The 18,489-nt window shown below is 68.5% G+C and carries 14 protein-coding genes; 7 read left to right on the top strand and 7 right to left on the bottom strand.

Annotated features, from left to right (window positions below; all coding sequences use genetic code 11):
• Positions 1-172 precede the first annotated feature (172 nt).
• Together KEG38_RS34640 and KEG38_RS34635 are read right to left on the bottom strand one after the other, a co-directional pair.
• Positions 173-958 (bottom strand): endonuclease/exonuclease/phosphatase family protein, encoded by a 786-nt coding sequence (locus tag KEG38_RS34640; protein WP_272424537.1) that lies wholly within the window; start codon positions 956-958, stop codon positions 173-175.
• 71 nt (positions 959-1,029) lie between these two features.
• Positions 1,030-1,347: a hypothetical protein gene (locus tag KEG38_RS34635; RefSeq protein ID WP_272424535.1), complete on the bottom strand. Its 318-nt coding sequence runs from the start codon at positions 1,345-1,347 to the stop codon at positions 1,030-1,032.
• Between the two features lie 110 nt (positions 1,348-1,457).
• On the opposite strand from KEG38_RS34635, the gene KEG38_RS34630 reads away from it, so the two are divergent.
• Positions 1,458-1,859: a hypothetical protein gene (locus KEG38_RS34630; RefSeq protein WP_272424533.1), complete on the top strand. Its 402-nt coding sequence runs from the start codon at positions 1,458-1,460 to the stop codon at positions 1,857-1,859.
• Positions 1,856-2,050, top strand: coding sequence for a hypothetical protein (locus tag KEG38_RS34625; RefSeq protein WP_272424532.1), 195 nt, complete (start codon positions 1,856-1,858; stop codon positions 2,048-2,050). Before KEG38_RS34630 ends, KEG38_RS34625 begins: the two co-directional genes overlap by 4 nt.
• A 5-nt stretch (positions 2,051-2,055) precedes the next feature.
• Here KEG38_RS34625 and KEG38_RS34620 read toward each other — a convergent pair whose 3' ends face one another.
• Positions 2,056-2,928 carry a radical SAM protein gene (locus tag KEG38_RS34620; RefSeq protein WP_272424530.1) on the bottom strand — a complete coding sequence of 291 codons (873 nt, stop codon included), beginning with the start codon at positions 2,926-2,928 and terminating at the stop codon, positions 2,056-2,058.
• A 158-nt stretch (positions 2,929-3,086) separates the two neighbouring features.
• Between KEG38_RS34620 and yddG the strand changes: the two genes are divergently transcribed.
• A complete protein-coding gene (yddG, locus tag KEG38_RS34615; RefSeq protein ID WP_272424528.1) occupies positions 3,087-4,001 on the top strand; it encodes an aromatic amino acid exporter YddG in 915 nt (304 codons plus the stop codon).
• Between the two features lie 6 nt (positions 4,002-4,007).
• Here yddG and KEG38_RS34610 read toward each other — a convergent pair whose 3' ends face one another.
• A complete protein-coding gene (locus KEG38_RS34610) occupies positions 4,008-5,273 on the bottom strand; it encodes a sigma-54-dependent transcriptional regulator (protein WP_272424527.1) in 1,266 nt (421 codons plus the stop codon).
• The gene (locus KEG38_RS34605; RefSeq protein ID WP_272424526.1) at positions 5,270-6,607 is read right to left on the bottom strand and encodes a sensor histidine kinase; all 1,338 of its coding nucleotides are present in this window, start codon (positions 6,605-6,607) and stop codon (positions 5,270-5,272) included. The genes KEG38_RS34610 and KEG38_RS34605 overlap by 4 nt, the downstream gene beginning before the upstream one ends.
• Positions 6,608-6,777: 170 nt before the next feature.
• On the opposite strand from KEG38_RS34605, the gene KEG38_RS34600 reads away from it, so the two are divergent.
• Genes KEG38_RS34600 through KEG38_RS34590 form a run of 3 tightly spaced genes read left to right on the top strand, consistent with a single transcriptional unit; the run spans position 6,778 to position 12,415 of the window.
• Positions 6,778-8,094 (top strand): TolC family protein, encoded by a 1,317-nt coding sequence (locus tag KEG38_RS34600; RefSeq protein WP_272424525.1) that lies wholly within the window; start codon positions 6,778-6,780, stop codon positions 8,092-8,094.
• Positions 8,091-9,353, top strand: a complete 1,263-nt coding sequence (locus KEG38_RS34595) for an efflux RND transporter periplasmic adaptor subunit (RefSeq protein ID WP_272424524.1) — start codon at positions 8,091-8,093, stop codon at positions 9,351-9,353. The genes KEG38_RS34600 and KEG38_RS34595 overlap by 4 nt, the downstream gene beginning before the upstream one ends.
• A complete protein-coding gene (locus KEG38_RS34590; protein WP_272424523.1) occupies positions 9,350-12,415 on the top strand; it encodes an efflux RND transporter permease subunit in 3,066 nt (1,021 codons plus the stop codon). The genes KEG38_RS34595 and KEG38_RS34590 overlap by 4 nt, the downstream gene beginning before the upstream one ends.
• On the opposite strand, the gene KEG38_RS34585 is transcribed toward KEG38_RS34590, so the two are convergent.
• Complete coding sequence (locus KEG38_RS34585; RefSeq protein WP_272424522.1) at positions 12,407-13,315, bottom strand: STAS domain-containing protein; 909 nt, start codon at positions 13,313-13,315, stop codon at positions 12,407-12,409. The genes KEG38_RS34590 and KEG38_RS34585 overlap by 9 nt on opposite strands.
• Positions 13,316-13,461: 146 nt before the next feature.
• On the bottom strand, positions 13,462-15,045 hold the full coding sequence (locus KEG38_RS34580) for an outer membrane protein assembly factor BamB family protein (protein ID WP_272424521.1): 1,584 nt from the start codon (positions 15,043-15,045) through the stop codon (positions 13,462-13,464).
• A 183-nt stretch (positions 15,046-15,228) separates the two neighbouring features.
• Between KEG38_RS34580 and KEG38_RS34575 the strand changes: the two genes are divergently transcribed.
• The gene (locus KEG38_RS34575) at positions 15,229-18,303 is read left to right on the top strand and encodes a PEP/pyruvate-binding domain-containing protein (protein ID WP_272424519.1); all 3,075 of its coding nucleotides are present in this window, start codon (positions 15,229-15,231) and stop codon (positions 18,301-18,303) included.
• Positions 18,304-18,489: the final 186 nt, after the last annotated feature.

Here is an 18,489-nt window from a genome sequence, read left to right as displayed (position 1 = left end):
GGCAAGTCCTCCGGAGGACCCCCCGGATCCGTCACCATCAGCCGCGGGCTCGAACGACTGGCACCCGCAGCAGAGATGCTACGGGTGCTCAGGGAGAATGGGCTCGCGAGATGAGACCAATGCTCAGCCCCTGGTGGGGCCTGGGGCAACGCCCCAGCGAAACGCCTCCCAGCTACGAAATGGGCGTGAACGCAACCATCAATGGCAGATGGTCTGACGGCTCGTTCGCGGACGGCATCACGGTGTCGCGGCTGAGCCTTGGGAGGACGGAAGGGCGTGGATCGAGCCGGCCTGCCGAGTGGAGGATGTAGTCGATTTTGCGCGCGCGGCCGTTGATTGCGGTCGTGTCCCATGGGCGCTGCGCGCGACAGCTCTCGGCGAGACCACGCTCGTAGGCTGCGCCGAGCACCGGGCTCTGCGAGGTTGCATTGAAATCCCCGGCGACGAGCCAGGTGATATCGGTGGGGGCCGCGTCGCGGTAGGCGATGAGCTCGAGCAGCTGGCGGCGCCCGAGGTGCTCGTCGATCGGCGTGCTGTCAGGCTGCCAGGTCAGGTGGGTCGTCGCGACGTGGAGTGGACGGGCATCGACGGAGAGGCGCGCGATCAGTGCGAGATCGTCGTCGCCGGGGCGGTGCGCGGCGAAGTGCAGCACGTCGTGGCCGTGCCATGCGAAGACCGTGCGGCGCGCGAACAGGGCCGAACCCTCGCGGCGACCCGCCCGCTGTGCGTACGCGCTCGCGTGGGTCGCGTCGAGGCGGGCGCTGAGCGCCTCGTACAGGTCGGGCTCGACCTCCTGCAGGCATAGGAGGTCGGACCCGAGCGCATCGATGCGCGCGAGGAGCCGTGCGCGGCGGGAGGTGGGCTCGAGCGCGTCCGGCGGCGAGCTCCGGTAGCGATCGGGCCGCACGTAGCATTGGGCGAGCACGTTGTAGGTCGTGGCCGAAAAGGTCGTCGTCATCGAGCGACACCATAGAGTCCCCCCCGTGGAATCACCCGGACAGGATTCCGGACATGGCCCGGGGCCGGTCGTCAGGCCAGATCGATCTTGAGCAGCACGCCGTCGGGCCGCTCTTCCGTGGTCACGTATTGCCGGCGAAGCGCCTCGGTGCCCTCGCCCGTACCTTCGAGCAGAAACGCCTCTTCGTCCGCGTCGAGCGGGCGCTTTTCGCCGTCGATCCGCAGGGCGATCTGCGCGCCGCCATCTCCGTCGACCATCATCTCGACGTAACGTGTCGTGCCGAATCGCCCGCACGCCTCGATGTACCGCAAGAGCGTCACGATCGTGTCGACCACCGACGGACGCCCCTCGATTTCGAGCGTGACGCGCTTCGAGTCCTCGTCTTGCATGCGCGCAAGTATGCCGATCGGGTACGTCCGCGTCGACTTTCGTGATCGACGTCGACGGGTCGACCCGCCGCACGATTCGTGCGACCCTGCGGCCTTCGGGTATGGTGACGATGAAGCGCCACGTTTGGTTTCTTCTGGCGATTGCTCCGCTCGCCTTGGTCCCCGCGGCGTTCACCGCGGTCCTCGCCACGGGATCGCCCGTGCTCCGCGCCGCGATTCCGATCGAGGCCCACGCGAGGGATCACTGCACGTGGCACTGCCACAACCACGGCTGCTCCCACGCGCCAAGCCTCCCGCTCGCGCTCGCGGGCGACGGCGGGCTGTACGGCAAGACAATCGCAGGGCTCAAGGCCGCGGGAAAGGCTGTCGTGCCGAGCGCGCCCCACGTAGGCTACGGCGTCGTGAACCTTGCGCTGTTCTGCGTCGCGTGGCCCGGGCTCATGTACGCGCTTTATCTCGTCGCGCTCTCGCAGCGGCGCAAGCTCCTCGCGCTCCGGCGGGGTGCGTCGTGACGGAGCTCGGGATCGCCATCTACGCCGCGTGCGTGGATTTCATGATCCGCGCGGCCGCGCTCGCCGGGGCAACGTACCGCGACGCGAATGCGTTCATGTTCTTCGCGCTGTGGCCCGCGGTGACGGTCGTGCTGCTCGCGGTCGTGGCGTGGCAAGCCGTCGTGCTGCGGCGGCTCCGGCGTCGCCGGTGAAACGTTCAGAGCCCGCGCGTATGCTCGGGCCGGAGCTTGATCCGACCCGAGAGCGCGGCGTCGATGACGTCGAGGATCCGCGCGCGATCCTGCGGGAGGCGTCCGCCGATGGGTAGGTAATTCGACGCGTGGTTCGTCCGGAAAAGCGCATTCGTGGGCGCAGCCTCGGCGACGAAGGTGCGCAGCTCGCGGAGCAGGCCGTGTACGTCGGGTAAAACGAAGCGGCCACGGCGTTCCAGTGTGGCGAGAGGTGTGTCGGGGACGATCGTCAACGTGAGCGCTGCGAGGTATTCGGGATCCATCGCGGTCGCGAGGCGCGCCGAGGCGCTCGCGTGCTCGCCCGTGCGCTCGGTGCCGCCCGCGCCAAGGAGGAAGATCGCCGAGGTCTTCATGCCCGCGGCGCGGGCGCGGCGCGCGGCCTCGACGTGGTCGTCGAACGAGGAGCCCTTGGCAATCCGCTTGAGCACGAGGTCGTCGCCGGATTCGGGGCCAATGTAAAGCAAGTCGAGGCCACGCTCACGCAAGGTGCGGAGATCATCGCTGGTTTTCTCCAGCAAATTGGTCGCCATCGCATAACAGCTCACCTGCCGGAGGTTCGGAAAGGCGCGGCGGCAAGCGTCAAGAAGGGGGAGCCAATGGTCGAGGGGCATGACGAGGGCATCACCGTCGGCGACGAAGACCTTCTCCACGTGGTCGCCGAAAGCCGCCCCCGCGGACGTGATGTCTTGCAGAGTCTCGGCGAGGTCGCGAATACGAAAGGTCTTGTCCCGGTACATGTCGCAGTACGTGCACTTGTTCCAGGAGCAGCCGATCGTGGCCTGCAAGATGTACGAGTGCGCCTCGCTGGGCGGACGGTAGAGCTTGCCTTCGTAGCGCATCGCCCTGCCGAGCCTACACGAGCGGCGCGGGAGAGGCCAGCGGATGGCCTACCGCCTCGCTGTGAGCATGATATCGTCCGCACGATGCCTCCCGCCCCGCGACGCCAATCCTTTGCAGCACCAACCATCTGCGCCGCGGGCGCCCTCGTGCTGGCTTGATGTCCCCTCGCACCGCCACCACGACCGGCTTTTCGGCCATCCTCCTCTGGTCGCTGCTCGCCCTCTTCACGGCGGCTTCGGGCAAAGTCCCGCCATTCCAGCTCGCCGCCATGACGTTTCTCGTGGGCGGCCTCGCGGGCGTCGCGACCTGGATCCGGCGGCCGCACGCCATTCGATCGCTGCGGCAACCGCCGATCGTCTGGGCCCTCGGTACGGGCGGCCTCTTCGGGTATCACGCCCTTTATTTCGCGGCGTTGCGCTGGGCACCACCCGCCGAGTCCGGCCTCGTCAATTACCTCTGGCCCTTGCTCATCGTGCTCTTCTCGTCGTTCCTGCCCGGCGAGCGATTGCGAGCGGCCCATGTCGGCGGGGCGCTCGTCGGTTTCGCCGGAATCCTTGTGCTTTTCCTCGGCCGCGGCGCCCTCGACGCCCGCGCCGAGCACCTGCCGGGGTATGCCTGCGCCTTCGCGGCAGCCTTCGTGTGGGCGGGTTATTCCGTCCTCTCCCGGCGCTTCGGCGAGGTCCCGACCGACGCCGTGGCCGGGTTCTGCCTCGCGACCTCCGCCCTGAGCTTCCTCGGCCATCTCGCGTTCGAAACGACCGTTTGGCCAGAAAACACGACGCAATGGCTCGCGCTCCTTTCGCTCGGCATCGGCCCGGTCGGAATCGCTTTTTATGTGTGGGATATTGGTGTGAAGCGCGGAGACATCCGCCTGCTCGGCGTGGCGTCCTATGCGGCTCCGGTGCTTTCGACCTCGATCCTCGTCCTCGCCGGCCACGCAGAGCCGAGCATCACGCTGGCGGTCTCCTGCGCGCTGATCGTCGCGGGCGCGCTGGTCGCGACGCTCGGGGCAAAGCGCCCCGAGCCACACACGAGCGGGAAGGGGACGGAGGCGCCCCCCATTCCCCAGTAGACTCGCTTATTTTCCCGACGGCGTCCCCGATCGCTTCTCGGAAAAACCGTGCTCCTCGAGCTTCGCGTAGAGCTGCGGGCGCGGAATGCCGAGGAGCTTGGCCGCCAGGGTGCGATTGCCGTCGGCGCGCTGGAGCGCGGACGCGAGCAGATCCCGCTCGAGGCGCGCCACGGCCTCGCGCAGCGGTAGGCCGAGGTAACGGTTCGTGGGCTCGGTTGGGGAGGCGGGCGTCGCGAGCTCGGGCGGGAGTGCATCGGCGTCGATGACCTCGCCGTGGCACATTTCCGCGGCCCGGCGGACCACGAGGAAAAGCTCGCGTACGTTGCCCGGCCAGTCGTGGCGCACGAGCGCGGCCATGGCTTCTTCAGAGATTGCGCGCGCGCGTGTCCCCACGATCGCCCGCGAGACGAGCAGCGGCACGTCGCTCCGGCGCTCGCGCAGGGGAGGGACGGCAATTTCGAGGACCGCGAGCTGATAATAAAGCTCGGCAATCAAAGGAACCTCGAGCGAGCCCGGCGCGAGGCGCGCCAGCGTGATGACTCGGACCGGCGGGGACTCGGAGAGCCACGCGGCGAACGCGCCCTGCGCCGCCGGCGTGAGATCCCCCGCGCCGTCGACGAGGAGGGTCCCGCCCGCGCGCGCGCCCGCGAAGAGGCCTCGGAGCTCGGCGGCGTCCGTCGACGGATCGACACGCACCACGACGAGCGGCTCGCTGGCGCGGCTCGAATACTCGTGGATCGCGCGGGCCACGAGCTCCTTGCCGGCGCCGGCCTCGCCCTTGACGAGCACCGGGGCCTGCGAGCCGGCGGCGCGGCCGATGAGCTTCCAGACCGCGTGCATGGCCGCGCTCCGCCCCACGAGCGGCGTGCTCTCCGCGTGCGCCGTAGCGGTCGCCGGAGGCGTACGCCGCTGCTTGATCGCGCGCGCGACGGTGGCGACGAGCCGTTGGAGATCAAAAGGCTTTGTCAGGTAATCGAAGGCCCCGTCGCGCATCGCCTCGATGGTGCGTTCGCCATCGTCGTACGCCGTGGCCACGATCACCGGCAGATCGCGGTGTTTTCCGGTTCGAAGCTCGCGAAGCAGTTCGAGGCCACTTCCATCTTTGAGGCGGATGTCGACCAGGGCGCAGTCGAAGCTGTTTGGTTCCTCGAGCCGCGTCCGGGCCTCGGCCAGGCTCGCGGCGGCCACGGTCGTGTGACCCACGCGCGCCAGCGCCGTCGCGAGCCCGAGCCGGATGCCTTTTTCGTCGTCCACGATGAGCACGGTGCTCATGCCGCGCCTCCTTCAGCCGGAACCGAGAGCTCGAACCGCGTGACGCCGCCCTCGCGAAGGTACGAGAGGCGCCCGCCGCTCGCGACCGCGATGGCCCGCGAGACCGCGAGGCCGAGCCCCGTGCCCTCGGGTTTCGTCGTGAAAAATGGCTCGAAAAGTTCGGAGACACGATCCTCGGGCACGCCGGGTCCGTCGTCCTCGACCGTCAGCACCGACAGCCCCTCGCGCCGCTCGATCCGCACGCGCACCTCAGCGCCCGCAGGCGACGCCTCGACCCCGTTCTTGACGAGGTTGTCCACGGCGCGCGCGCAAGCATCGGGGTCGACGACGGCGCGCGCACGGCCCGTCACGGCCAGGCTGACGCCACGCTCCTTCGCCCAGGTCGCGAGCAGCCCGAGCCGCCTTTCGACCACGTCCCGGAGCTCCGTGTCCACGCGCCGGCCGATCCGACGACCGCTGACGACGAGGAAATCCGTGAGGAGGCGATCGAGCCGCGTGATCTCTTCGTCCACCGCGTCGAGCTCGGCCACGACATCGGCCGGCACGCCCTCCGAGGTGCGCGCCATGTCGACGCGCAGCTTGATCGACGCGAGCGGGTTTTTGACTTCGTGCGCGACGCCGGCGACGACACGTCCGAGCGCGGCCAGGCGCTCCTTGCGAGCGAGCTCCTCGGCGAGCCGCTCGTGCTCGCGCTCGGCCGCCGCGAGGCTCGCCGCGAGGCTCGCCACGCCCTCGGCCACGCTCGACAGCTCGGCGATCGCAGGACGCGGGACCTCGGCCGTGAGGTCCTCCTCCAGCGCCGCGAGCGAACGCTTGAGCCCGCGCGCCCCACGCGTGGCGGCGATCACCGTACCGAGCGCGATCACACCGAGCAGCACGGTCGCCGACGTGAGCAGGCCCGCGATGAGGCGCCAGTTGGCGACGAGCTTCGACATCGACACGGTGTACGCGGCCCAGAGCAAGCGGCCGTCCGCGCGCCGCCGCGCCCCGAGGAAAAGCGTGCCCTCGTCGACGTCGAGTGATCCAACCTCGGCCCGATCCCGCTTTGCTACGGCCGCGAGCGTGGAGAGCGCGCGATCGGCTTCGCTCGAGATGCCCGAGCGGATCGGGATCGGCGCTCCCGGGACGGCCGGATCCAAGGTCGTGCCGCCACGCAGCCCGAGCACCGTGAAGCGCGCGGGCCCATCGCCTGTGTCGGGCTCTTCGGCCCAGCGCGCGAGCTCACGTTGCACGAGATCGCGGCCTCGCTCGAGGCGCTGCTCGCTCGACATGCGGATGAGGCGGTTCACCGACACCACCGAGACCCCGAACACGAGCGAGGCCAGGATCGTCACGGCTCCGAGCAGCCACCTCAGCGAAACACGCGGGAGCCTCATCCGGGCCGCGAATGATGTCCCGAATCCTGACAGGTGTCACCGCCCGTGACGAAGCAGGGGCAGGGCTCGATCGGGCCGAGCCTCGCCCCTTGGAGAGGCGGTAGAGGGGGAGGGCGAGGAGACGCTCGATGACGGTCCGAAGGTCGTTCTTGCCCACGCTACTCGTCTCGCTTCTCTTGCTCTTTCCCCGCGGCGCGCGTGCCGGATCCCTCACGCTCGAACAGGCCGTCCGGCAGGCGCTTTCGAACCATGAGCGCGCCGGTAAGGCGCCGCTGCGCGTGAAGGCCGCCGAAGGCCAGCTCGACCGCGCGCGCTCGGCGTTCCTGCCGAGCCTGGTCGCGGGCGCGAACGCGACGCTGCGCGGGACCGAGGATCGGATCGGCCGCCAGCTCTTCGGCACGGGCACCCTCACGTTGACGCAGCCCATCCTGAATCCCTCGGCGATCCCGCAGTATACGCAGGCGCGGCGTCAGCTCGCGGCCGAGCGATGGGGCGCGGTCGAGGATCGGCGCAGCCTCGCCTTCGACACGGCGCGCGCGTTCCTCGTGGTGCTCACGCGCGAGCGCGTGCTCGAAGCCGCGACGCGCAGGCTCGAACGGGCCCGCGCCAACCAGCAGAACGCCGACGCGCGCGCGCAGGCAGGCCTCGCGAGCACGAACGACGTGACGCGTGCGCTGCTCGAAACCACCGCGGCTGCCAGGGAGGTCGCGCAGGCCGAGGGCAACGTGGCCACCGCTTATCTGGAGCTCGGTTTCCTCGTGGGCAGCCCGGTCACGGGGCCGCTCTCGGCACCCGATCGCACGACGCGCGCCGCGGAAAGCGGCGGCGTGCGGGGCGAGGACGAGGTCCGGCAGGCCGAGGCGCGAAGGCCCGATCTCCGCGCCGCCGAGGAACGCACCGCGGCCCTCCGCGCGTCGGCCCAGGAACCCCTGTATCGCCTCGCGCCCACGCTCTCGCTCTCGGCGCAGGTGCGCTTCAACCCCGCGCCCGCTCCGCCCGACACGACCCACGACGAGACGTTGCAACTGAGCCTCACCTGGCCCCTCTTCGACGCGGGCGCGCGCTACGGCGATCGCAAGACACGCGTCGCGCAGGCCGAGAGCCAGGCCCTCGACGAGCGGCAAATCCGCCGCTCCGTGGCGACCGACATCGGCATCGCGCGGACCACGCTGAAGGCCGCGCGCGACAGCTACCGCATCGCCGAGGAGGCCGTCGCGGCCGCGCGGAAGAACACCGCCGAGACCGAGATCCTCTACCAGCAGGGGCTCGCGCGGGCGATCGAGCTCGTCGACGCGAACGCCCGCCGCTTCGAGGCCGAGGTCGCGCTCGCCACCGCGAAGCTCGCGATGGAGCAGGCCTACCTGGAGCTGCGCTTCGCGCTTGGCCAGGGACCCACCGACGACGACACCGAACGTTCCGCCGCGACGAACGGAGATGCGCAATGAAGCTCGCGCGTGTGCTCTTCCTCCTTTGCTTGCCCCTCGCCGTGGCCTGCAAAGGCAAGCCGACCGAAGGCGGCGCCGCCGGCGGAAGCAAGCCTTCTCGCGAGGGCGGCGGGGGCCTCGCGTTCGCCGCCGACGTCATGCCCGTCGAGGCCAAGAAGGTCACCTACACGGTGAACGCGCCGGGCACGATCGAGGCCTTCGAGCGGGTCCAGGTCACGGCGCGCGTGGCCGGCGTCGTCGACCGCGTGGCCTTCACCGAGGGCCAGGAGGTCAAGAAGGGCGACGTCCTCGTGGTCATCGACTCGGAGCGCTACCAGCTCGCGGTGAACGGCGCCAAGGCGGCGCTCGCGAAGACCGAGGCCGCGGTCCGCGACATGGAGGCCATGGTGGCGCGGCGCGAGGGCGCGAGCGGCATGAACCCCGGCCTCATCCCGGGCGAGGAGCTCGAGAGCTACAAGAGCAAGGTCCTCACCGCCAAGGCCGATCGCGACATCGCCTTCCAGGCGCTCCGCACGGCGCAGCTCAACCTCCGCGACTCGTCCGTGCGCGCGCCCATGGCCGGCGCCATCCAGACGCGCACCGTCGAGACGGGCCAGTACGTGCAGGCGGGATACGTCATGGCCACGCTCCTCCAGAGCGAACCGCTCCTCCTGCGCTTCCAGGTCGAGCCGCTCGAAGCGCCGCGCCTGAAGGTCGGCACGACCGCGACGTTCACGATGCGCGAGACGCTGCGGAAGTTCTCCGCGAAGATCACGCTCATCGCCGCGGCCGCCGATCCGACGACGCACATGGTCCCGGTCACGGGCGAGGTCGTCGACGACGGCCACAAGTACTGGCTGCGCCCCGGCTCGTTCTGTGACGTCAGCGTCGACATCGGCGCCCAGCGCGAGGCCGTCACGATCCCGCGGCTCGCCGCGCGCGCCACCGATCACGGCTACGTCGCGTACGTCGTGGAGAACGGCGTCGCCAAGGAGCGCGTGCTCTCGCTCGGGATGAGCACGCAGGACGGCTGGGTCGAGGTCCGCTCCGGCCTCGCCGCGGGCGACGTGCTCGTCGTGCGGGGCGCCGAGGCGCTGAACGACGGCGCCAAGGTCAAGCCCACGACCATCACACCGGAAGCGCTTCTCACGGCCACCGCGCCGAGCGCCAAGCCGACGGCTTCGAGCGCGCCGCCCCCGGCCGATCTTGCCTCGGGCGAGCCTGCATCGAGCCCGCCGCCGACGCCGACCGGATCGGCCAGCGCGGGGGTGCGGCCGTGAACCTCACCGACGTCTCCATCAAGAACCCGGTCTTCGCCTGGATGCTCATGGCGTGCACGATCCTCTTCGGCATCGTCGCGGCCACGCGCATCGGCATCAGCCAGTACCCGGACGTCGACTACCCCAACATCAGCGTCAACCTCTCCTGGCCCGGCGCGTCTCCGTCGGCCGTCGAGCGCGAGATCATCGAGCCGCTCGAACAGGCCCTCGCGCAGGTCGAGGGCGTCAAGGAGATCTCGTCCCAGTCGCGCCAGGGCTCGGCGCGGATCACCGCGAGCTTCGACATCTCGCGCAACGTCGACCTCGCACTCCAGGACGTGCAGGCCAAGGTCGCGCAGGCCCAGCGGCAGCTCCCGCGCGACGTGCCTGCGGCCACCGTCTCCAAGTCGAACCCCGACGACACGCCGATCGTCACCGTCGGCGTTTCCGGCCCGTTCTCGCGCCAGCTCCTCGCCGACGTCGCGCGTTACCAGGTCCAGGAAAAACTCCAGACCGTGCCGGGCGTCGGTCAGATCACGCTGAACGGCTACCTCGATCGCAACATCCGCATCTGGCTCGACACGAGCCGCCTCGCGGAAAAAGGCGTCGTCGCGAGCGACGTCATCGACGGTATTCGACGCGAGCACGTCGAGGTCCCCGGCGGCCAGCTCGAAGCGGGCGGCCGGCAGCTCAACGTCCGCCTCCTCGGCGAGGCGCTCGACGTCGAGGCGCTGCGCAAGCTCGTGGTGCGACACGTGAACGGCACGCCCGTCTACCTCGACGACGTCGCCGTCGTGGAGGACGGCTTCGAGGACGTGAACTCCGTCGCGCGGCTCGACGGCATCCCCTTGCAGGCGCTCGGCGTGCTCAAGCAACGCGGCACGAACGCCGTCGCCGTGGCGAGCGCGGTGCGCGAGAAGGTCGCGGAGATCCAGCGCAGCTTGCCCGAGGGGATGAAGGTCGAGGTCCTCTTCGACACCACGACGTTCATCGAGGAGTCCGTGCACGAGATCGAGATCGAGCTCGGCCTCGCGCTCGTCCTCACGGCGCTCGTCTGCTGGCTCTTCCTCGGCTCGCTCTCCAGCACCGTCAACGTGATCCTGGCGATCCCGATGTCGCTGCTCGGGACCGTGGCCGTCGTCTACTTCCTCGGCTTCACGCTGAACACGTTTACCCTGCTTGGCCTCTCGCTCGCCGTCGGCCTCGTCGTCGACGACGCGGTGATGGTCATGGAGAACATCTACCGGCACGCCGAGATGGGGAAGGCGCGCGCCAAGGCCGCCGCCGACGGCACGAAGGAGATCACGTTCGCCGCGCTCGCGGCCACGGTCGCCGTCATCGCGATCTTCCTTCCCGTCGTGTTCATGGACGGCGTCATCGGCCGCTTCTTCTTCCAGTTCGGCGTGACGCTCTCGGTCGCCGTGATGCTCTCGTACTTCGAGGCGATCACGCTCGCGCCCGCCCGCTGCGCGCAGATCCTCGACACCTCGCGCGAGGGCCGGAGCGCCGTCGGCAGGGCCATGGATCGCGGCTTCTCCGCGCTCGAACACGCCTATGGCCGCGTGCTGGGCAAGGCGCTCGACAACCCCTGGAAGGTGCTCCTCAGCGCGGTGGTCCTCTTCGGCGTCACGGCGTTCGTCGTCCCGCGGCTCGGCACCGAGTTCGTCCCCGCGCAGGATCAGAGCCGCCTCGACGTCCGCATCCAGACGGAAACCGGGACCAGCGTCCAGGCCGCGGCGCCGCTCTTGCAAAAAGCCGAGCAAAAACTCGCGGCTCGGCCCGAGGTCACGCGCATCCTCACCACGCTCTCTGCTTCGCGCGGTGTGATGAGCTTGACCCTCGTCCCGCCGAACGAGCGCAAGCTCTCCGCGCAGGAGGTCGCGGCCGAGATCCGGCGTGATCTGCGCGGGATCGCCGGTATCCGCGCGTCCGTGCAGGATCCCTCGCAACAGAGCTTCGGCGCGCAGCGCGGGTATCCGGTGGACTTCACGGTGCGCGGCGCGGACTGGGACACGCTCGTCACGGCGGCGATGCAGCTCAAGAACGACCTCGAAAAGAGCGGTGTCGTGACGGACGTGACGACCGATTATCAAATCGGCGCGCCCGAGGTGCAGATCGTGCCGGATCGCCGCCGCGCCACGGACCTTGGTGTTCCGGTGAGCGACCTGGCGAACACGGTGAGCGCGCTCGTCGGCGGGAACATCGTCGGCAAGTTCTCCACCGGGGGCCGCCGCGTCGACATCCGCGTGCGCCTCCTCGCCACGCAACGCTCGCGCCCCGAGGATCTCGGCGAGATCCGGGTGCGGGCACAGAATGGGACCACGATCCCGCTGTCGCTCGTCGTCTCGCAGAACGAGACGGCGGTGCTGCAATCGATCAATCGCGTCGATCGGGAGCGGGCGATCCGGATTTCTGGCAACGTGGCGCCGGGGCATTCGCAGATCGAAGCGATGAACATGGTGAAGGACCTCTCGAAATCGCTGCCGCTCGGCTACCGGACCGTGGCCGGCGGGCAGGCGTCGCAGTTCGACGAGACCACGGGCGGCCTCGTCTTCGCGCTCGTGATCGGGATCCTCGTCGCGTACATGGTGCTCGCGAGCCAGTTCAATTCCTTCCTGCATCCAGTCACGGTGCTCACGATCCTGCCTTTGGCGCTCTCCGGCGCGGCGCTCGGCCTGCTCGTCACGGGGAAGACGCTGAACATCTTCAGCATGATCGGCGTGCTCCTGCTGATGGGGATCGTCAAGAAAAACTCGATCCTGCTCGTGGAATACGCCAATCAATTGCGCGAGCACGAGGGTTTGTCCCCGCACGAGGCGATGCGCAAGGCGGGACCGCTCCGGCTGCGGCCGATTCTGATGACCACGATCGCGACGATGATGGCCGCCGTGCCGGCCGTGCTCGGCATCGGGCCGGGGACGGAGACGCGGAGCCCGATGGCGGTGGTGGTGCTCGGCGGGCTCACGGTATCCACGCTGCTCAGCTTGCTCGTGGTGCCGGCGTTCTATCGGGTCGCCGACGACATCAAGGAGAAGCTGCGCCCGAAAGCCGCGCCGGCCGAGGCGGGACAAACGTCAGGTTGAACGTGTGAATGCAAAGCGATCGTGCTCGCCAAGGCTTCGAACCGCCAGGGCGAGCGCATCGCGGAGCGTCGCGAGCGTGCGCACGCGTGACAGATCGAGCCCCAATGAAATGATCGTCTGCGCGACGACGGGCCGGATCCCGGTGATGATCCCTTCGGCTCCGAGCAGACGAACCGCGCCGAGGATCTTCAGGATGTGACCCGCGGTCGCCGTGTCCACCACGTCGACGCCGGTGAGGTCGAGAATGGCGAAGCGGGCTTGTGTATGCGATACCGCGGCGAGCAGATCCTCCGTCACACGCGCGGCGCGGCGGCTGTCGACGACGCCGACCATCGGCACCGTCAGCACGCGATCCCATACTTGAATGATTGGGGTCTCGAGGTTCCGGATGACGTCCTGCTGGCGTTCGATGAGCGTGAGCTTGGCGGTGAGCTCGGCCTTCGTCCGCATGGATTCCGTGACGTCCAGGGAGAGCGTGACGACCCCCGTCACACGCCCCTCGCCGTCGTACGTCGGCGTATGCCAATTTTCCCAGACGATGCCATGCGCCTCCGTGATTTCGTGGGCCGGCGCGCCGGAGAGGGCTTTTCGGAGCCCTGTGGCTCCCTTGTCCTCGAGAACGGCAAAAACGTTTTGACCGAGGAACTGGCCCCGCTGGTGCCCGACCCGATCGATCGCCTTGCCGTCGTGGAACGTGAACGTGCCTTTGGCATCCACGGCCCACACGACGAGATCGAGGTGATCGAGAAGAACACGGAGCACCTGCGCCATTTCGAGCTTGTGGATCGGCCCCTTGGAGAGCGGCGCCTCGTCAGGGACCGCCCTTTCGAGGCGAGCTTCGAGCTCCGCCACACGCGCCCGCAGCGCCTTGCACTCCTGCTCCAGATCGTGCTGTGACACGAAGACTCCCGTCCGCGATCCGCTGGTCGCCCGCCGACCATGGCCATCCGCGCGGAATGGGATATTTCAGCATATTTGCGTAAACGTGGCTTGACGGCCGTGTTAAGGATCGTGAAGGCCTATGAAAGGATCCGCGGCGACAGGGCTCACAGCGAGGCTATCGACATTCCATCCTCTGCGCGCAAAAGCAGCGTCTCGGTCTGCTTCCACACCACGATCCGAGGTCCGGCGAAAGCATGCGCTCGCCCCCCATCGATGGCGTACGCCCAACGTGTCCCGCGCTGCACATCGTACGCGGAAAGCGTGTACGGGCCATTTTCGTGATTTCGTGTCGCCAGCACCGCAAGGCCGCCGGAGACCACGAGCGCCCGTTCGCGCGGATCGGACGAACCGCCCAGAAAACCGCTCTCACCGCGCAGCGCGAGCGAGGTCGCGTCGAACACGGCGATCCCGAGCTGCGCCCCGAGCCCCTCCGTCGCGAGGAGGGCAACCACGCTGTCCGAGGCGGCCAGAATCTGCTGGATACGCACCCCGTTCGCGCAGGAAGTCGTCTCCCGCACCTCGAGCGGCGACGCGCCCGCGCCCGTTGGAATACGCACAGCGACGATCGAGCGCTCGAATGCGTCGATGAAGAAAGCACGATCCCCGACGAACACGGGCTCCCCGAACGGACGGACGTTTGCTTCGACAATCGGCGCGAGGAGCTCGCCCGTCCCTGCATCGGCGACGAGGACCTGGAGAGAACCGACCCCTCGGCCCGCCCGCGCGCCGGCGCAAACCAGCCTCCGACCGCAGACCCCCGCCCCCGTGGCGAGCCCATTGTAACGGCCGGCTCGGCTGCCCTGGACCGTGAGGATTTCGCCGCTCCTGCCGTCGAGCACCGCCGCGAATTTCCCTGTCTGGTCGGCTCCCGTGACGAGGACGCCGATCCCGGGCACCTCCGCGGTGACCGTCTGGTTGTAGCCCGGATCGAAATGCCATCGAGGCTCGCCGGCAACGCGATCGAATGCACGAATCGATTGAGGATATTGCGTCTTGATCACGACGACGCCCCCGCCGCCCGGCAGGTGGATATCGTGAACGTCGCGCTCCCCGCGCTCGGTGTACGATATGTTCTCGGGCACCTCGATACGAAAAAGGACTTTGCCCGTGCCGAGATCGAGCGCAGCGAGCTTCTTATCGCGCACGGCCACGTACAGCCGTTCTCCCCGCGCCGCATAGTCGCTTCTCCATTCGGGCAGGTCCACGCCGAGCGCATCACTCTCCCACACGACCGCGCGGCGCTCGAAGGCGACGGCGCGCAGCACCGGCGGCTCGGCGCCGCGAAATGCCAGGCCAATCGCCCACACCTCACGCGCCTCCTCGTTCCAGACGACGGCCGGGCCTGGCTCGAGTAGCCCCGTGGTGGTCGGACCGTTCTTGCGGATCTGCTCGACCTCCTCCTGGACGTCGATCGTCTCGTCGAGAAATAGGTAACGCGCGGCCGTGGAGGACTCGTAGAGGATCCCGCCCCAGAGCTGTTGCGCCTTGGTCCAGAACGCGGCGTCCATCGCGAGATACCTGAGCACGAGGCGCTCGCTGCCGACCGCCGCGATCAACTTGCGGATGCGCACGAGATCCGAGAGCTTGACGGCGAGCCCTTCGATGCTGCACTCCGGGCTCATGCGGCCCGCGCGCAGCGCGGCGAGCGCCTCCGCTCGATATCTGGCAGCGTCTTCGGGGAGAAGCATCGTGACGTCCCATGGAAGCGCGGATGCGGGAGCACGTAAAGTAGATTCCAATGCGTCCAGAGCAAGATCTCGGCGCTGATCCACTCTGTGCCACGCCTGGCGTCCGTGCCACGCCTCCCGATGCGCGTCGCCCCCCGCCGTTCGGAAATTTCCCGGGGCACGGCCATTGCTCGTCCGCCCGGCATGAAACGTAGCGTTCTGCGGCGCGCCGCAATCTTGCTCCTCGCGCTCTCGAGCACCTCGGCGCTCTGGGCCTGTGGCGATAACGGTGGACAACCGAGCCCCGGCTCCGGCGGCGGAGACCAGGGTGGCGGAGATCAGGGCGGCGGTGGCCAGGGCGGCGGAGACCAGGGTGGCGGCGGCCAGGGCGGGACCGGCGGGTTCGAGTGGCCCGTCGACACCTATCCCATTCCGATCACCCCATCCGATGCCTGGAAAAACCAGATCTCGTACCCCTACGACCCCTTCCTCTCGGAGCCCAATTACAGCAGCATGGATGGCGGCGTCCGGTGGATCAAGTTCACCGTCCTGATGCACGACCCGACGAAGGTGTATTACCAGGACAGCCTTTCGTACCCCTTCCATGCGCCCTTCGCGGTCGAGCGCCTCGATCCGTTCTTCGGCATGTCGATCGGCGAATTCAACGACGTCTCGCTGCACGCCGAAGGCCAGAAGGCCATCCTCGGCGCGGTGCTCATCCCGCCCGATCCGGTGCGCTTCCCCGAATACGGCATCCAGCTCGTCCGGCAGGATCCGTACGACCCCGAGATGGCGCGCGTCGTCCTCGATCTCGTGGAAGACAGCGTCGTGGCGGAGACGGGCATCACGCCGTTTTATTTCCCCACGTACGAACAAAATGCCTCGGCGCAGGAGAACCAGGCCTTCTTCGCCAACGCTGGCTTCCCCGTGAGCAGCGTCGAGCGATGGATCGGGGGCAGCCAATGTTATGCGTTTGGCTGGGCGCTCGGCAAGCTCCGCTACGTGCCCGCCGATCAGATCGAGACCGCCTACACGAACGGGACGTTGAAATCGGAGGACATCCTCCTCACCGACGCGATCCCCGCGGAGCTGCCTTATCTCGCGGGCATCGTCTCCCTCTCGCCGTCGACGCCCAATGCACACACGGCCATTCTCGCGACCTCGTTCGGCATCCCGTTCGTCTATCTCGGGAGCGAGGCGGAGCGCGAGCAGGCCAAGGCCCTCGACGGCAAGGAGATCATCCTGCGCGCGAAAAACCAGTGGGGCCGCTGCGACGCGGCGCTCTTCGACGTGGACGGCGCGCTCACGGCCGCCGATCGAGACACGCTGCTCGCGCAGAAAAAGCCGGATCCTCTGGCCTTTTCGCCCAAGCAGACGCTCGGCGCGCTCGCCCGGAACACCGACGATCTCGGCCCTGCCGACATCGTTCATTTCGGCGGCAAGGCGGCCAATTACGGCCTGCTCCGCGACGTGATCCCCGACGATTCACAGGAGGCCCTCGCGTTCTCGTTCGATCTATGGGACGGCTTCCTCGATCAGACCATGCCGGGCGGCAAGACGTTGCGCCAGGAAATCGGCGAGCGGCTCGCAGGCTATCAGTACCCGCCGAACCTCGCCGCCCTCAAGGTCGATCTGGCCGCCATTCGCGCCCGGATCGAGGGCGACGCGACCTTCTCGGAGGCCCAGCGGCAAGCGGTCATCGCCGCGCTTGCCTCGTTCGATCCAGCGCGCAAGATCCGCTTCCGCAGCTCGACCAACGTCGAGGACAGCGACGCATTCACGGGCGCGGGGCTCTACGACAGCGCGAGCGGCTGCCTCGCCGACGACACCGACGCCGACACCGCCGGCCCGAGCCATTGCGACGCGAGCCAGAGCAGCGAGCGCGGCGTGTTCCGCGCGCTCCAGAAGGTCTACGCGAGCTTCTACAACGACAACGCCTTCATCGCGCGCCTGCTCTACGGCGTGAACGAGAGCGACGTCGGCATGGGCGTGCTCGTCCATTACTCCTATCCGGACGAGGACGAGATCGCGAATGGCGTAGCCACGAACGTGCGCCGCACCGACCCGATCGACGACATGAAAATCGTCTCGCAGGTCGGTGCGCTCAGCGTGACGAACCCCGAGGGCGGCGCGCTCCCCGAGGTCGTCCACGGCTTCCGATTCCAGTGGGGCACCTCGTTCGATACCATCTCCGGCTCGACCCTCGTGCCGCTCGGGGGCCACGTGATGGAGTGGAAGAGCGATTACGAGAAGCTCGGCACGCTGCTCGGCAAGGTGGCGGATCGGTTCGCCGAGGTCCATCCCGGCAAGCAGACGTTCGCGCTCGATTACGAGTACAAGAAAATGAAACCCGACGGGGCGCTGCTCATCAAGCAGGTGCGCGAGCTGCCGCTGCCGGACGAAAAAGCCACGCTCACCCCCTTCCTCGTCCCCGGGCCACGCGCGCTCTGCACGTTCCAAGGCGAGCAGAGCGACGTCTTCGCCCTGCATCGGCTAAAGGCGCGCGCATCGCTCCGGGCGCGGACGGGGTTCGTCGACGCGGCGAGCCTCGCAGCCGAGACCATTTATGACGGCGTGACATTCGCACACCTCTCTGCCAGTGGCGTGGAAACCCTCACGGGCAACCCGGGGACGTGGCCCTCCGCCACGCACACCCTCATGGCGGATCAGACGCTCGATCTCTTCACGTCGGGCAGCGGCGCGGACGCGCGGACCTTCGAGATCATGACGAACCCCGTGCCCACGCTGCTCCCGCAGTCCGACGGCCCGATCCTCGCGCTTCGCGACATGGAGGTCCATCTCGCGGCGGAGTATACGACGCCGGTCCCGCACATCGACTGGGATGGCAATCCGGCGAAACGCATCCGGGACGAGGCCGTTCGCATGACGGAATGCACGGACGAGGGGCCACTCCCGGCGGGCTCGTCGATGCAGACAAGGACGATCGAGGCGGGCGGCGTGAAGATCGTGACGAAGTTCTACTGGCCGGCGCCGCCCACGGGCGTCGTCGCCGGATACACCGCCCCGCTCCTGCGCTGGGAGGAGACGCAAATCGAGGGCCTCACAGCCGCGCCCATCGTGCTCAAGGGGCATTTTTCGCAGACGTACCGGCCGCAGCACCACAACTTCTCCGAGGATTTCCTCTTCGAGCCGGCCCTCGAGGAGGGTTTGCCCGCGGAGGTGCTCACCGAGCTCGCGGCGAAGGGCGTCCGGCAGATTTACGTGCTCGGTACGACCATTGGCACGATCGATCCGACCGGGCAGGTGAACCAGCTCTGAACACGGCCCTCCTCGCTCGCCGGAAAACGCGCGTTGGGGCCGCCTCGCTGGGGCGTTGCCCCAGGCCCCACCAGGGGCTATCCGCCCCTGGACCCGGACCAGCGCAAGCGCTGGACCTTTCGTCGATGAACTGCGCGATGCGCAGTTCATCGAACAGGCGGCGATCCTGCCAAGAAAAACCGCCGC

Origin of the sequence: Polyangium jinanense, from assembly GCF_028435265.1 — a bacterium.
GTDB lineage: Bacteria > Myxococcota_A > Polyangia > Polyangiales > Polyangiaceae > Polyangium > Polyangium jinanense.
This window is presented reverse-complemented; position numbering and strand designations above follow the sequence as displayed.

Excerpts from the sequence above, each read along its gene's own strand:
- KEG38_RS34610 (WP_272424527.1), bottom strand. The coding sequence starts at position 5,273 with ATGAGCACCGTGCTCATCGTGGACGACGAAAAAGGCATCCGGCTCGGG.
- KEG38_RS34595 (WP_272424524.1), top strand. The coding sequence starts at position 8,091 with ATGAAGCTCGCGCGTGTGCTCTTCCTCCTTTGCTTGCCCCTCGCCGTG.
- KEG38_RS34575 (WP_272424519.1), top strand. The coding sequence starts at position 15,229 with ATGAAACGTAGCGTTCTGCGGCGCGCCGCAATCTTGCTCCTCGCGCTC.
- yddG (WP_272424528.1), top strand. The coding sequence starts at position 3,087 with ATGTCCCCTCGCACCGCCACCACGACCGGCTTTTCGGCCATCCTCCTC.
- KEG38_RS34630 (WP_272424533.1), top strand. The coding sequence starts at position 1,458 with ATGAAGCGCCACGTTTGGTTTCTTCTGGCGATTGCTCCGCTCGCCTTG.
- KEG38_RS34640 (WP_272424537.1), bottom strand. The coding sequence starts at position 958 with ATGACGACGACCTTTTCGGCCACGACCTACAACGTGCTCGCCCAATGC.
- KEG38_RS34580 (WP_272424521.1), bottom strand. The coding sequence starts at position 15,045 with ATGCTTCTCCCCGAAGACGCTGCCAGATATCGAGCGGAGGCGCTCGCC.
- KEG38_RS34635 (WP_272424535.1), bottom strand. The coding sequence starts at position 1,347 with ATGCAAGACGAGGACTCGAAGCGCGTCACGCTCGAAATCGAGGGGCGT.
- KEG38_RS34600 (WP_272424525.1), top strand. The coding sequence starts at position 6,778 with ATGACGGTCCGAAGGTCGTTCTTGCCCACGCTACTCGTCTCGCTTCTC.
- KEG38_RS34620 (WP_272424530.1), bottom strand. The coding sequence starts at position 2,928 with ATGCGCTACGAAGGCAAGCTCTACCGTCCGCCCAGCGAGGCGCACTCG.